General features: G+C 72.7%; 14 protein-coding genes. 6 read left to right on the forward strand and 8 right to left on the reverse strand.

Features of this window, described 5'->3' with window-relative positions; genetic code table 11:
* Window positions 1-18: 18 nt before the first annotated feature.
* Window positions 19-1,938, forward strand: a complete 1,920-nt coding sequence (locus ACGFMK_RS27690; protein WP_392768994.1) for a LamG-like jellyroll fold domain-containing protein — start codon at window positions 19-21, stop codon at window positions 1,936-1,938.
* 302 nt (window positions 1,939-2,240) lie between these two features.
* Here the strand turns inward: ACGFMK_RS27690 and ACGFMK_RS27695 are convergent, their stop codons facing one another.
* From ACGFMK_RS27695 to ACGFMK_RS27705, 3 genes are all read right to left on the reverse strand, one after another.
* Window positions 2,241-3,482 (reverse strand): prolyl oligopeptidase family serine peptidase, encoded by a 1,242-nt coding sequence (locus ACGFMK_RS27695; protein ID WP_392768996.1) that lies wholly within the window; start codon window positions 3,480-3,482, stop codon window positions 2,241-2,243.
* Window positions 3,483-3,560: 78 nt separating this feature from the next.
* Complete coding sequence (locus ACGFMK_RS27700; protein WP_392768999.1) at window positions 3,561-4,307, reverse strand: ANTAR domain-containing protein; 747 nt, start codon at window positions 4,305-4,307, stop codon at window positions 3,561-3,563.
* 61 nt (window positions 4,308-4,368) lie between these two features.
* Complete coding sequence (locus tag ACGFMK_RS27705; RefSeq protein ID WP_392769002.1) at window positions 4,369-5,214, reverse strand: helix-turn-helix transcriptional regulator; 846 nt, start codon at window positions 5,212-5,214, stop codon at window positions 4,369-4,371.
* 99 nt (window positions 5,215-5,313) lie between these two features.
* Between ACGFMK_RS27705 and ACGFMK_RS27710 the strand changes: the two genes are divergently transcribed.
* The 4 genes from ACGFMK_RS27710 (at window position 5,314) to ACGFMK_RS27725 (ending at window position 8,468) form a co-directional block, all read left to right on the forward strand.
* Window positions 5,314-6,078 (forward strand): SDR family oxidoreductase, encoded by a 765-nt coding sequence (locus ACGFMK_RS27710; protein ID WP_392769005.1) that lies wholly within the window; start codon window positions 5,314-5,316, stop codon window positions 6,076-6,078.
* 115 nt (window positions 6,079-6,193) lie between these two features.
* A complete protein-coding gene (locus tag ACGFMK_RS27715; RefSeq protein ID WP_392769007.1) occupies window positions 6,194-6,820 on the forward strand; it encodes a TetR/AcrR family transcriptional regulator in 627 nt (208 codons plus the stop codon).
* Between the two features lie 20 nt (window positions 6,821-6,840).
* Window positions 6,841-7,569, forward strand: a complete 729-nt coding sequence (locus ACGFMK_RS27720) for an SDR family NAD(P)-dependent oxidoreductase (RefSeq protein WP_392769010.1) — start codon at window positions 6,841-6,843, stop codon at window positions 7,567-7,569.
* A gap of 23 nt (window positions 7,570-7,592) precedes the next feature.
* On the forward strand, window positions 7,593-8,468 hold the full coding sequence (locus tag ACGFMK_RS27725; protein ID WP_392769012.1) for an ABC transporter substrate-binding protein: 876 nt from the start codon (window positions 7,593-7,595) through the stop codon (window positions 8,466-8,468).
* On the opposite strand, the gene ACGFMK_RS27730 is transcribed toward ACGFMK_RS27725, so the two are convergent.
* From ACGFMK_RS27730 to ACGFMK_RS27740, 3 genes are all read right to left on the reverse strand, one after another.
* Complete coding sequence (locus ACGFMK_RS27730; RefSeq protein ID WP_392769015.1) at window positions 8,441-9,217, reverse strand: phosphatase PAP2 family protein; 777 nt, start codon at window positions 9,215-9,217, stop codon at window positions 8,441-8,443. The genes ACGFMK_RS27725 and ACGFMK_RS27730 overlap by 28 nt on opposite strands.
* Before the next feature lie 91 nt (window positions 9,218-9,308).
* Window positions 9,309-10,253, reverse strand: a complete 945-nt coding sequence (locus ACGFMK_RS27735) for an NADP-dependent oxidoreductase (RefSeq protein ID WP_392769018.1) — start codon at window positions 10,251-10,253, stop codon at window positions 9,309-9,311.
* 150 nt (window positions 10,254-10,403) lie between these two features.
* Window positions 10,404-11,276 carry a helix-turn-helix domain-containing protein gene (locus tag ACGFMK_RS27740; RefSeq protein WP_392769020.1) on the reverse strand — a complete coding sequence of 291 codons (873 nt, stop codon included), beginning with the start codon at window positions 11,274-11,276 and terminating at the stop codon, window positions 10,404-10,406.
* Window positions 11,277-11,347: 71 nt separating this feature from the next.
* On the opposite strand from ACGFMK_RS27740, the gene ACGFMK_RS27745 reads away from it, so the two are divergent.
* On the forward strand, window positions 11,348-11,851 hold the full coding sequence (locus tag ACGFMK_RS27745) for a MarR family winged helix-turn-helix transcriptional regulator (protein WP_392769023.1): 504 nt from the start codon (window positions 11,348-11,350) through the stop codon (window positions 11,849-11,851).
* A gap of 62 nt (window positions 11,852-11,913) precedes the next feature.
* Here the strand turns inward: ACGFMK_RS27745 and ACGFMK_RS27750 are convergent, their stop codons facing one another.
* Window positions 11,914-12,549, reverse strand: coding sequence for a response regulator (locus ACGFMK_RS27750; protein WP_392769026.1), 636 nt, complete (start codon window positions 12,547-12,549; stop codon window positions 11,914-11,916).
* On the reverse strand, window positions 12,546-13,745 hold the full coding sequence (locus ACGFMK_RS27755) for a sensor histidine kinase (protein ID WP_392769029.1): 1,200 nt from the start codon (window positions 13,743-13,745) through the stop codon (window positions 12,546-12,548). The genes ACGFMK_RS27750 and ACGFMK_RS27755 overlap by 4 nt, the downstream gene beginning before the upstream one ends.
* Window positions 13,746-13,897 lie beyond the last annotated feature (152 nt).

The following is a 13,897-nucleotide window of genomic DNA, read 5'->3' on the forward strand; positions in this document are numbered from 1 at the left end:
AACCGAATGAGGCACATCATGCGCGAAAACCAGGCGGGCCCGAACCGACGGTCCTTCCTGCGCAACGCGGGGCTGGCCGGCGTCGGCGCGACGGCGCTGGGTGCGCTCGGCGCCGTACCGGCCCAGGCCGAGACCGCGGACAGCGCGAACCGAGGCGGCGGCCGGTGGAACCCGGACGGCGAGAGCCTCCAGTTCACCGTCGCCGTGATGCCGGACACCCAGTACCTCTACTGGGGCAGCCAGAACAGCATCAACCCGGAACCGCAGGAAGCGTCGCTGCGGTACGTGATCCAGAACAGCGGCAAACCGGACAACAACATCGTCTTCCTGGCCCACCTCGGTGACCTCACACAGGACGCCGACGTCACGTCGTTCCAGGCCGTGGACAAGGCGTTCAAGATCGCCGACTCGGCCGGCGTCGCCTACAGCGTGCTCGCGGGCAACCACGACGTGTCCGGCGACGACACCCGCGGCACCACGCCGTACCTGCAGACGATGGGCCCGCAGCGGTTCCGCCGGCAGAAGTCGTTCCTCGGCTCCGACGCGAGCGGCTACAACACCGCGCACGTCTTCCGCGCCGCCGGACGCGAGTGGCTGCTGCTGGCGATGGACTGGCGCACGTCGGCCGCGGGCTTCGCCTGGGCCAACGACGTCATCAAGAAGCACCCGAAGCTGCCGGTGATCCTGACCTGCCACGAGATCGTCGGGTCGACCTACGGCGACGAGGTCTACCCCTACGAGTCCGGCGACCCCGAGAACAACGCCGAGTTCAGCGGCTACGGCCAGACCGTGTGGGACACGCTGATCAAGGACAACGACCAGATCTTCCTCACGCTCAACGGCCACTACTGGCCTTCGGGCCGCATGACGAAGAAGAACACCGCCGGCCACGACGTGCACCTGCACATCACGAACTACCAGAACCGGTACATGAGCGGCGGCGGCATGCTGCGCCTGTACCACTTCGACCTCGAGCGCAACACGATCGACGTCGAGACGATCTCGCCGTGGATCCTCGAGAAGGACCCCGCGAAGCGCAACCGCATGGAGGTGCTGGAGTCGCGGCTCACCACGCCGGTCGACCGGTTCTCGATGCCGTTCGACTTCGAGCAGCGCTTCGCCGGCTTCATCCCCGTGCCGGTCCGCCCGGCGCGTCCGGCCCGTCAGGTGCTCGTGCCGGGCACGCTCGCGTACTGGCGCTTCGACAACGTCGGCGCGAACGGCAGCCCCGTCACCGCCGGCCAGAAGGTGCGCGACCTGTCGGGCCACGGCAACGACCTCACGCTGCAGTCCGTCGCCGGCACCGCCCCGGACGCCCTGATCTGGACCGACGACCACCACCCCGACCAGCCGGGCCACGCCAGCCTCCGGTTCGCCGGCGGCCGGAGCCCGTTGCACGGCGCGTACCTGACCACGGGCGCGGGCGCGCCGCTGAACACCGAGACGTTCACCCGCGGCTACACCATCGAGACGTTCGTGAAGATCCCGCGCGACTGGGACGGGGGCGCCAACGGCAACATGCCCGTCCTGGTCCGGCGCGGCGCGTCGGGCGACGCGGGCAAGCACGGCAAGAACACCGACCCGAAGGAGCCGGTGGCCCAGCTCATGACCACGAACAACGGTCGTGAGGTGCAGTTCAACTGCTACCCGCTCAGCCAGACCTACCCGACCACCAACTGGAGCCACGGCCTGGCCGAAGACCAGTGGTGGCACATCGCGGTCGTCAACGACGGGCACCACACCAAGGTCTACGTCGAAAGCTCCCCGGTGGCCGACAACCCCTTCACCGACTCCGTGGGCATCGCCTCCCTCGGTCTCACGTGGCTCCTCGGCGGCCACGAATACGGCGGCGCACTCGACAACGTGTTCCACGGCTGGATCGGCGACGTCCGGATCGTGAACCGCGCGCTGCGCCTGGACGAGTTCCTCACCAGGTGATCCACGCGGCAGCGGGGGACCGGGTGGTCTCCCGCTGCCGCGGACGTGTCTCTTGTGCTGCCCCTTCGTTGCCGGGTGATCCGCGATGCTGCTGCGTGCGAGGCCTTGTCCACCAGGACCGCACACGACGAAGGCGTCACTCAGGCGCGGATTTCGCGAGCGACGCCGGCTCGCCGGGCGCCGGCGTCGACGACCGGTGTCGTCCTTGCCACCGACATCGTCGAAGGCAACACCCTCCGCAGCGTGGGCTCCCGCCGCCGGGTGCGTCGACTGACCGAAGCGGTGGCACTGACGGCCGGGGTTCAGCGGCGCTTCCGCGCCATCCACTGCCAGACGTGGGTGCCGCCGATGCTCGGGTCGTTGCGGGCGACGTAGATCCAGGACCAGTGGCCGGGGAACTGGTGGCCGTTCCGGATGACGTGGTCGTAGAGCGTCATCGACGAGCGGGGGATGAGCTCGTGGGCGTGGACGGTGTTGGCCCGCGGGTCGACCGTGTCGTCGTCGCGGGAGGCGACCAGCCAGGTCGGGGTGCTGATCGCGGCCAGCTCGGCGTCGGGCACCAGCGGCTGCCCGCCCGGCTCGCGGGCGGCGACGACACCGCAGATCGGCACCGACGCGGCGAACGTGCGCGGGTAGACGGTGGTCATCTTCACGCTCATGTAGCCGCCGTTGCTGCAGCCTGCGACGTAGACGCGCGCGGGATCGACCGGCCGCGTGCGCAGCACGTCCCGGACGATCTCGTTGATGAGCGGCGCGAACCGGGGGCCGTCGTCCATCCAGGCGGACGTGCTCTGCGGGGCGACGACGTAGGCGCCGCCGAAGATCCCTTGCGCCTCCCCGGTGGCGAAACCCAGCGCACCGCGGTTGGCGCGCAACGTCGTTTCGTTGTCGTAGTAGTTGTCGGGCAACGAAGCGCCTTCGCCGCCGCCGTGCAGCCAGACGATCAGGGGCCGTTTCCCGTTTCGACGGGTGGGGGAGTACAGCCGGTACTTCATCCCGGAACGTGAGGTGTGGTAATCGAAAGCGTCGACTTCGGGGTTGACCAAGGGCCCCTGGGTGAACCGGGAGAGGGTGACCGGCCGGCCGTGCCGCGCGCGGAGGGGCTCGTGCTGCGTGATGGTGTAGGCGAGGTCGAGGCGGACGTTGCGGCCCTTGCTGGTGATGTAGCCGAGGGTGCCGCCGCCGGGCTGCCCTTCGCCGTAGCTCAGGTCGAGCACGACGTTCCCGTGGTGGTCGAGCCGCGCGGCCGTCACCGGACGGTCGAGGTCGTACCCGATGTCCTGGCCGCCGGTGTCGATCGGGCTGGTGGCCTTCACGTGCACGCCGAACGTGCCGGTGGTCAGGCTCGCCGGGTCGAGCGGCCCGAGCCGGGAGGTGGCGAGGGTGATCGAGGTGACCTGTTCGCCGCCGTCGAGCGTCTGCGCGTCCAGGGTGAATCCGACTTGGCCGGTTCCACCGGCGTGGGCGATGCCGGGCACCGTCAGGCCGGCGGTGACGCTCGCGCCGGTGACGAGGACAGTGCGGCGACTGAACAGCTTACCCATGCGGACTCCTTTGTCGTGGGTCTCGGCGCCGTCCAGTTTCACACGTGATCGGGTTTCCGGGCACCGGCGAGTTCAGTCCTAAGTGGACTCCCCGGCGCCCATGGCGGTGGCGACGAAGTCCTGGGCGACCTCGCGAAGCTTCGCGTTCCGCTCCTGCGACGCCTTGACCAGCAGCTCGAAGGCGTCGTCGGCGGGGATACGGTGCAGCGCCATCAGGATGCCCTTCGCCTGGTCGATCACCGCGCGTGAGGTCAGCGCCGCGGACAGCTGGGCCATGGTCTCGCGGGCGGTCTGGTGCCGGCGGGAGCTGCGCAGCGCGGCTTCGGCGGCGGTGGTGTACAGGTCCAGCAAGGCCGCGTCGAGCGCGCCGAAGCTGTTGCCGCCGGTGTCGTACAGGTTGAGCGAACCGTGGTACTCGTTGTCGATGAACAACGGCGCGGACAGGTAGCCGAGCACCGCGGACTCGGCCGCGGCCGCGGCGAACTCGGGCCACAGCCGGGCCGCCTCGGCCACCTTGACCCGCTGGAGCTCGCCCGTCCGGGCGGCCTCCAGGCACGGGCCCTCCCCGGCGGTGTACTGGGCCTGGTCGATGTGGTGCGCGCTCTCGCCGGTGGCGGTCGCGGTGTACGGGGAGCCGTCGCGCAGCAGGGTGATGCTGGCGATCTCGGCGTCCGGCACCGCGTGCACGACCTGCTGGCACACCCGCTGCAGCACCTCGGCCAGCGTCTCCTCCTCCTGGAAGGTGCCGGCCAGCCGATCCAGCGCGGTGGTGACCTCGTCCACGCGCTGCACGGCGTCCCGCTCGGCAAGCAGGTTCTCTTCCATCTGGTGCTCCCTCGGGTTCCGGCGGCCACCGTATGCGTACCCCGAGAGGCCCCGCGGGAATCTAACGAGCGTCTTCGAACCGCTCGTTGCCCAGCACACCCAGCAGCTGCAGCTTCTCGAACGCCTCCGTGCGCGGGGGTGCGGTGAGCACCAGCAGGGTCTGCGACTGGTCCTCGGTGAACAGCGCCTGGCAGTCCACCTCGATCTCGCCGAGCTGCGGGTGCACGAGCACCTTGTGGTCCTCGAACCGCCTCGCGACCTCGTGCCGCTCCCACAGCCGCGCGAACTCCGCGCTCTCGCGGGTCAGCGCCCGCACCAGCTCGCCCGCCCGGGACCGCGGGCCCATCGCGCCGTGCGCGGCGCGCAGGTTCGCGACCAGGGCCCGGCTCTGCCGGTCGCGGTCGTGCTCCGGGTAGATCAGGCGCTCCCGGGGGTCGGTGAACCAGCGGTAGATCTCGCTGCGCGCGAGCCCGGTGTGCTCGGCGTCACCGCCGTAGAGCGCCTCGGCGAGCCGGTTGCGCACGAGGACCTCGCCCAGGTTGGAGATGATGAGCGCGGGGGTGTCCGACAGCCGGTCCAGCACCCGCAGCAGCGCCGGGGCCACGTGCGCGGCGGTCGCCACGGGGGAGGGGGCCGTGCGGCCGGCCACGACGAACAGGTAGTCGCGCTCGTCGTTGCTCAACCGCAGGGCGCGGGCCAGCGCGGCCAGCATCTGCTCGCTCGGCTGCGGGCCGCGCTGCTGCTCCAGGCGCGTGTAGTAGTCCGTCGACATCGCCGCCAGCGACGCGACCTCCTCCCGCCGCAGCCCGGCCGTCCGGCGGCGCGCGCCCGGCCGGAGCCCGACGTCCTCCGGCCGCAGCTCCTCCCGCCGCCGTCGCAGGAAGGCCGCCAGTTCCGCTCGATCCATCCACCCAGTATCGCGTCCGGCGCGGCCGCAACCAGGGATCGCCGATCCCCCGATGAGCGGTCTCTGCCCGTGGCCGCCGGGGCCGGCGAAACTCGGGGCATGGACATCACCGGAAACACCGTCTTCATCCCCGGCGCGACCAGCGGCATCGGCCTCGCCCTGGCCGTCGCCCTGAAGGACCGGGGCAACACCGTGGTCGTCGGCGGGCGGCGCACCGAGCTGCTGGAGCAGGTCGCCGCCGAGCACCCCGGCATCGGCACGGTGCGGATCGACACCACGGACGCCGCGAGCATCCAGGCCGCCGCGAAGGAGGTGCTCGCCCGCTACCCCGAGCTGAACGTGCTCGTGACCATGGCCGGGGTCATGCGCGCCGAGGACTGGCACCGGCCCGGCACGTTCCTGGAGTCGGCCGAAAACGTCGTGACGACCAACGTGCTCGGCCCGATCCGGCTGATCGCCGCGTTCGTCGAGCACCTGCGGACCCGGCCGGACGCCACGATCATGACCGTCTCGTCGGGCCTGGCGTTCTCCCCGCTGAAGGTGACCCCGAGCTACAACGCGTCGAAGGCGGCGATCCACATGCTCAGCGAGTCGCTGCGGCTGCAGCTGGCCGACACCTCGGTGCGGGTCGTGGAGCTGGTCCCGCCGTCGGTGCAGACGGACCTGATGCCCGGTCAGGCCGAGAACGACCAGGCCATGCCGCTCGGCGAGTTCGTCGCCGAGGTGCTGGGCATCGTGGAGACGCAGCCGGAGGTGAAGGAGATCCAGGTGGAGCGGGTCAAGTTCCTGCGCTACGGCGAGGCCCGCGGCGACTACGACCAGGTCGTCGCGACGCTCAACGGCACCGATCCCCACGGGAAGTGACCGGTCGTGGAGCTCGGGCAGCGTGGCGGGGACGTCGGCCGCGGCGAAGGTGTCCGCCACCACTTGCCTGCCTTCCGCCTTGACAGCGGGCGATCACCGGGGCACCGTGGAAACTATGGAAACGGAAACAGTTTCCCCGGTTTCCGAGGAACGGCGGGCCGAGCTGATCCTCGGCGCCGCCTGCCGGCTGTTCCTCGGCCCGGGGCGGGTGAACATGGACGATCTCGCTCGTGACCTGGGAATGGCCAAGAAGACGATCTACCGGCACTTCCCCGACCGGCACAGCCTGCTGACCGCCGTGCTCGACCGGCAGTTCGGGGCGATCGAGCGCACCCTGGCCGCGGCGGCCGACGAGGCCCGCGACCAGCCGTTCGGTGAGCAGGTGCGGCGGTTCCTGGTCGCCGCGGGAGCCGAACTCGAGCGGATCGGCGCCGCCCAGCTCGCGACCGGGCGTGGTGACGCCGTCCTGCGCCGGCACGTGGAACAGCGCATCGACACCGTCGTCTACCAGCGGCTGGACGCCCTGTTCGAAGACGGGCACCGCCGGGGGCTGCTCTCCGCGCCGCCCGCGCTGCTCGGTGCGATCACCCGCGGCGCGGTGGAGCGGCTGCTGAACTCGCCGCTCCCGCGCGAACTCGGCTGCACCGCGGCCGAGCTGCTGCGCACGACCGTCGACACCGTCCTCCACGGGGCGATCCGCCGCCCCGGCGACGAAAGTGACGAAAGTGAGGTCACGTCATGACCGGGGCAAGGATCGCACTGGTGACCGGGTCCAGCAGCGGGATCGGCGCGGCCACCGCGCGCCTGCTGGCCGAACGGGGCCTGCGGGTGGTGGTCAACTACCTGCGCAGTGCCGGCGCGGCCGAGGAGGTCGTCGCCGAAATCGTGGCGGCGGGCGGTGAAGCCATCGCCGTCCAGGCCGACGTGCGCGATGCGGCAGCGGTCGACGCGCTGCTCGAGCGCGTCCGGGAAACCTGGGGCGGTGGCGTGGACGTGCTGGTGCACAACGCGCTCACGCCGTACGCGATCAAACCGTTCCAGGACATGACCTGGGACGAGCTGGGCGGCAAGCTCGACGACGAGCTGCGCGCCGCGTTCGTGGTCACCAAGGCCGTGCTGCCCGCCATGACCGAACGCGGCTGGGGCCGGCTGATCTACCTCGGCACCGGCCTGAGCCGGCAGCCGCGCGCGGGCATGATCGCCCTGGGCACGGCCAAGGCCGCGCTCGCCCAGTTCGCCCGCTACCTCGCGCAGGAGCTGGGACCGCGGGGCGTCACCGTCAACGTCGTCGAACCCGGGCCGGTGGCCGAAACCCGGATCTCGCAGGTGCTCGACGACGAGCAGAAGGCGCGGCAGGTGGCCGCCACTCCGCTGGGCCGGCTGGCCGTCCCGGCCGACGTCGCCACCGCGATCGCGTTCTTCGCCGGTGAAGACAACGGCTTCATGACCGGCACCACCGCCGCGGTCAACGGCGGCATGGCGATGTACTGAGGGATGTACTGAGGAAGGACGTCATGCACACGATCGATCTGGCCTACGTCGGCCGGGGCCTGCACGAGGAACTGGTCGCCTACATCGCCGACCAGGAAGACTTCTACGCCCAGGAGAACGTGCACGTCGCGCTGCGCGACGGCTGCGACTGGGACACCGAGCGGCTGCGCCGCGGCGCCACCATCGGGCTCGGCCGCGCGCTCCTGTCCCGGCTGACCGACGGGATCCCCTGGGTCGCGCTCACCGTCAACACCGACGGCCCGTTGTTCTGGTTCCTCGCCCGGTCCGGCACGTCCCTGGCGGACCTGGCCGGCAAGCGGCTGGCGGTGCACGCCCCGCACACCGCGCCCGGGTGCTTCGCGCGCATCGTGCTCCGCCGGGCCGGCCTCGATCCCGACCGGGACGTCCAGTGCGTCGTGCGGCGGCCCGGCGACTACGGCATGGACCTGCGCCACCTGGGCGACGGCACGATCGACGCGGCCTTCGTCGGCAGCACCATGGCCCCGGAGGCGGTCGCCGCCGAACACGGCTGGCGCGTCCTGGCCTGGGTGGGCGACCACTTCCGGATCCCCACCGTGGGCGTGGCCGTCGACCCGGCGCACCTCTCGCCGGACGACCCGGCGGTCCAGGCCGTCGTCCGTGCCCACCGGCGGGCCCTGCGCGTGATCCACGAGGATCCCGAGACGACCGTGCGGCACATCGGTGCGTTCCTCGGCGGCCACACCGCGGAGGAGGCGCGCGCCCACTACAACTCCTTCATCGCACCGTGTTTCACCACCGGCGGTCAGCCCGACCTCAGCATCGGCGCCGCGGCGATCACCGCGGTCGCCGCCGAGCTCGGCGTGCCGGAAACCGTAACGACGGCGGAGTTCTACCGCACGGCGGCCGCGGTGTCCTGACCGATCGTGCCGGAGCCGGCGAGCCGGCCCCACAGCGACGCGGCGCCGAGGGCGACGGCCAGCAGCGTGACGCTGCCCGCGACGTCGAAAACGTAGTGGTTCGCGGTGGCGAGCACGTCCGCCGTCATGAGCAGCGGGAACAGCCACGCCACCAAGGCCAGGCGCGGCCGCGTGCCCCGGAGCGCGGACCACACGGCGTACGCGCACCACAGCGACCAGCCCACGTGCATGCTGGGCATGGCCGTCCAGTGGCTGGGGTGCGTCCAGCTCTCCCGGCCGGCCTGTCCCAGGATGTCGTACCGGGCCACGACGTCGACGGTGCCGGGCAGGGCGAACCGCGGTGGTGACATCGGCACCGCCCAGTAGACCGGCAGGACCAGTGCCATCATCGCGACCATCGTCCGGCGGACCCGGCGGTAGCCGCCGGGGTGCCGGACGAACACCCACAGCAGCACGCCGGCGACCACCACGTAGTACAGCCGGTACAGGTACACCGCGAGGTGCGCGAGCACCGGATTCCCGGCCAGCCAGGCGTTCGCGCTCCGCTCGACGTCGAGGTGCACCGCGTGTTCGGCGGCCTGGAGCGCCAGCGCGTGCGCGTTGGCGGCCGCGAAGTCCTTGCCCACCGCGGCGTCGAGCCGCGCGAAGAGCAGGAACCAGAGCAGCAGCAGGACCAGCTCGACCAGCACCGCGGGCCGCCCACCGGTACCCCGGAGGTGCGCGCGGGCCACCGCGGACTGCGGATTCACGCGGCCACCCTAGCCGAACGCGGCTCCGGGCCAGGCGGAACAGCGGCCGTCCCGCGCCGGGGGAACGGCCCGCCGGACCCGCGGCGCTGCGTCAGTCCGTGACCGGGACGACGACCACCTTGCCGTGCACCGCGCCCTCGGCGGCTCGGGCGTGCAGCGCCGGGAGCTCGGGCAGCGGGACCCGCTCGGCGACGTCCACGCGCAGCTCACCGCGGTCCACCAGCGCCACCAGCTTCGCCAGCTGATCGGCGTCGCTGCGGACGAACAGGTCGACGCCGCGGATGCCGCGTTCCTCGTCGGACGGCGCGGGCATCCACACCGTCGTGTTCACCACGACCCCGCCCGGCCGGACCAGCGTGACGAGCGCGGCCAGCTCCGCCGGGTCGACCGGCGCGAGGTTGAGCACGACGTCGACCGGTTCGGTCACCGCCGCGGTCACGCCGGTGGTGGTGTGGTCCACGACCTCGTCGGCGCCGGCCGACTTGACCGCGTCGCCGCTGCGCGGGCTCGCCGTGGCGATGACGTACGCCCCGGCCCCCTTGGCCAGCTGCACGGCGTAACCCCCGACCGCGCCACCCGCGCCGTTGATCAGCACGCGCTGCCCGGACTTCAGCGCGCCGTGGTCGAACAGCGCCTGCCACGCGGTCAGCCCCACCACCGGCAGCGCGGCCGCGTCGGCCAGCGGGACGTCCTTCGGTGCGGGCGTGAGGATCCCGGCCGGCGCGAGGACGTACTCCGCGGCGGCGCCGTCGCCGTCCATCGGCAGGAAGCCGACGACCTCGTCGCCGGCCTGGACGCCGGTCACGCCCTCGCCGAGCGCGTCGACCGTGCCGGCGACGTCGATGCCGGGGGTGTGGGGCAGCTCCACCGGGATGGGGCCCTGCATGAAGCCGCCGCGGATGTTGCCGTCGACGGAGTTGAACGACGTCGCGGCGACGCGGATCCGGACCTGCCCGGCGCCGGGAGCCGGCTGGTCCACGTCCTCGTAGCGCAGGACGTCGGGGGCGCCGTACTCGTGGAAACGCACTGCCTTCATCGGAGTCTCACCTTTGCTGAGATCGACTTGCTTCGAATTCGAAGCAACTGCTGACCAAGCTACCTCTACTTCGAATTCGAAGCAAGTGACACCGGTCACCGGGGGTTCCCTTGATCCACACGGACCTCAGGGTCGTGGCACCGGGCTCGATCAGCCTGGGCCGGTTTGGCCCACCTTCACCACGGACGGCGCGCCCGACGTGCGGACGACCTCCGCGAGCCGCGCCGCGTCGGCCGAGCCCGGCGCCGCGGTGAGGACCACCGCCATCAGGCCGTCACCGGGAACGTCGAGCAGGCTGCCGTCGAGCGTGATGTCGTCGCCGTCCGGATGCCGGAACACGGCCCGGTTCTCGTAGGCGGACACCGTTTTCGGGGTGCGCCACAGGGTGTCGAACGGACGGCTGGTGCTGCGCAGCTCGTCGACGAGCCCGGCGAGCGCCTCGTCGGCCGGGTAGCGCAGGTGCGTGTCACGCAGCCGGGCGGCGAGCGCGGCCTGGAAGCCGGCCGTGTGCTCCTCGGTCCGGCCGATCTCCGCGCGCGCGTCGCGGAACGTGCGCCACGCGACGTTCCAGTCCCGGGCGGACCCGGCCACCGCCCCGCCGCCGCCCAGCGCCAGCCAGGCACCGTTGACGGCGACGACGTTCCACGCCGCGTCGGTCAGGAACGCCGGGGTGCCGTCGAAGCGCTCCAGGAGCCGCATCGCCGCCGTCCCGGCTTCCCGTGGCACCTGCCCGTCGACCGCGGCGTACCCGGCGAGCGCGCAGAGCCGCTCGTAGTCCGCGCGGCCGACCCGCAACGCGCGGGCGATGGCGGTCACCACACCCGCCGACGGGTGCCGCCGTCCCTGCTCCAGCCGCCGGATGTAGTCCGCGGACACCCCGGCCAGCTCGGCGAGCTCCTCGCGGCGCAGGCCGCGGACCCGCCGCCCGGTGGGCCGCAGCCCGCCGGCCGGCAGCCCGGCGGCGGCGGGCTCGGTGTGTTCGCGCAGCCAGCGGACCGCGGCGCCCAGGTCGGACAGGGACATGGCGCCAGTGTGCCCCAGCGGGTGGCCGCGTTCACGGAACCCCTTCGAATTCAAAGCAGTAGGCTGCGGTCATGCCCGACGCACCCCTGTCACTCGACCCCGTGCAGCTCGGCGTCTACTTCGACCTCATCGAGGTGACCAGCCTGCTCCGGCACGCGGTCGAGCAGCAGCTGCGCGAAGCCGGCGACCTCAGCTACGTGCAGTTCCAGCTGCTGGCCCGGCTCGGGGACTCGCCGACGGGCAGCCACCGCATGACCGACCTGGCCGACGGCGTCGTCTACAGCCGCAGCGGCCTGACCTACCAGGCGGGCCTGCTCGAGAAAGCGGGCCTGGTGGTGCGCGCCCCGTCGCCGGACGACGAGCGGAGCATCACGGTCACCATCACCGACGCCGGGCGCGCCCGCCTCGCCGACGTGCTGCCCGGGCACATCGAGGTGGTCGGCGGCCTGCTCTTCGAGCCGCTCTCCCGCGAGAACGTCGAGGCCCTCGCCGGCCTCCTGGCCCCGGTGCGCGACCACATGCGCTCGACCCCGCCCCGCTCGGCGGCCCCCCGCCGCCGCGCGAAGGGGGAGTGAGGACCGGCCGGAGCGCGCAGCCGGTCCGTACCAGTGGATTGACCGGAGCCGGCTCGCGCGGCTCAGCGGCGGAGGATGCCCAGGGCCACGGCGGTGGCCACGGCCGCCGTGCGCGAGTCGACGGCGAGCTTGGTGTAGATGCGGGCCAGATGGGACTTGACGGTGCCTTCGGTGAGGTGGAGGCGGGCGGCGACGGCCTGGTTGGACAGGCCGTCGGCGACCAGGGCGAGGACCTCGGTCTCGCGCCGGGTCAGCGCGGTGCCGGGGACGCGGAGCCGGGTCATCAGCCGTTCGGCGACCGCCGGGGCCAGGGTGGTGCGTCCGGCGGCCGCGGTGCGGACGGCGGCGGCCAGCTCGTCCGGCGGGGCGTCCTTGAGGAGGTAGCCGGTGGCGCCGGCTTCGATGGCGGGCAGTGTGTCGGCGTCGGAGTCGTAGGTGGTGACGACCACGACCCGCGGCGCGCCCGGCCGGGCGGTGATCGCGGCGGTGGCTTCGGCGCCGCCCATGCTCGTGCCGAACTGCAGGTCCATCAGCACGACGTCGATGTCGCCGGCGGCGGCCCGGGCGACCGCGGCTTCGGCGGTGGCGGCCTCGGCCACCACGACCATGCCGGGCTCGGTCTCCAGCACGGCCCGCAGCCCGGCCCGGACGACGGGGTGGTCGTCGGCCAGCAGGAGCCGGATGGGCGGGCCGGTCATCGGGGCGCCGGGGAATCGGGGTGGGGGACGGGAAGGCGGGCGACGAGGGTGGTGCCGTGGCCGGGACCGGATTCGACGGTGAACTCGCCGCCGAGCGCGGCCATCCGGGCACGCATCGCCGCCAAGCCGAAGCCGCCGCTTTCGGGAGCGTCACCGGGGTCGAAACCCGCGCCGTCGTCGGCGACTTCGAGGGTGACGTCGTCGCGGCCGTAGCCGAGGGTGACGTCGACGGAGCCGGCGCGCGCGTGCTGGACGGCGTTCGCGAGCGCGGACTGGGCCACCCGCAACAGGGCGACGTCGTGCGCGGTCGGCAGCGGGACCGCGACGCCGCCGAGGTGGCAGCGCGCCGTGATCGGGTGCCGCGCGGAAGTGGTGGCGCACAGCCGTTCCAGCGCGCCGCCGAGGGTGGTGCCGTCCAGCGCGGGCGGGACGAGCGCGGCGACGAACCGGCGCGCTTCGGCGAGGTTGTCCACCGTGGCCTGGCGAGCCTGGACGACGTACCGGGCGGCGTTCTCCGGGGCGCCGGGCAGGGCCCGTTCGGCGGCGCGCAGCAGCAGCTGGATGCTGGAGAGCCCCTGGGCCAGGGTGTCGTGGATCTCGCGGGCCAGCCGCTCCCGCTCGGCCAGTACGCCGGCCGCGTGCTGTGCCTCGGCGAGGTCGGCGCGGGTCGCCGTGAGCTCGGCGATCAGCGCACGACGTCGATCGCTCTCGCGGTACAGGGCCTGGTACCCCCGGACGACGGCCACGGCCACGGCGGCGCCGAGGGCCGGGCCGAGCACCGCGGCCGGGGCGAAGCCGCCCTGGTGGACGGCGAACGCGGTGATCGCCGCCACCGCGGTGGCGGTCACGGCGGCGAGTCCCGCGGCGCGGGGGAGCAGGTGGAGCTGGAGGAAGTACAGCGGAAAGGCGACCCAGACCCCGTCGGCGGAGAAGACCAGCAGCACCAGCCAGGCGGCGCCGACCGCGGCCAGCCAGCCGGCCGCCGCCCAGCGGGAGCGGCGGATCACCGGCAGCAGCGGGCCGATCGCGTACACCAGAGCGCACGCCGACGCGGCGGCGACGGTCGCCCCGGCGGAGGCCCGCTCACCCGTCACCGCCCGGACGGCGGTCAGCGCGAGCAGGCCGACGATCAGCAGGTGCAGGCACCAGGCGAGGGCCCGGGTCGTCGGGGTCGGCGGCGGAGTGGTGGTGTGCACGGTCCGCCCAGCCTAAGCGAGCCGCCGCCGGGCCGCCTCTGTCGAAAGGTACAACCGGCGTGGCGCCGTTCGGCTCGTGAACTGCCGCCTTGCGCGCGATGCCGCGGAACGGCCCGGGAGGAGACGGTGGCAGCACACCGCTTCCGTCGTGA

This window comes from Amycolatopsis sp. NPDC049252, assembly GCF_043197175.1.
In the GTDB taxonomy this organism is placed as follows: Bacteria; Actinomycetota; Actinomycetes; order Mycobacteriales; family Pseudonocardiaceae; genus Amycolatopsis.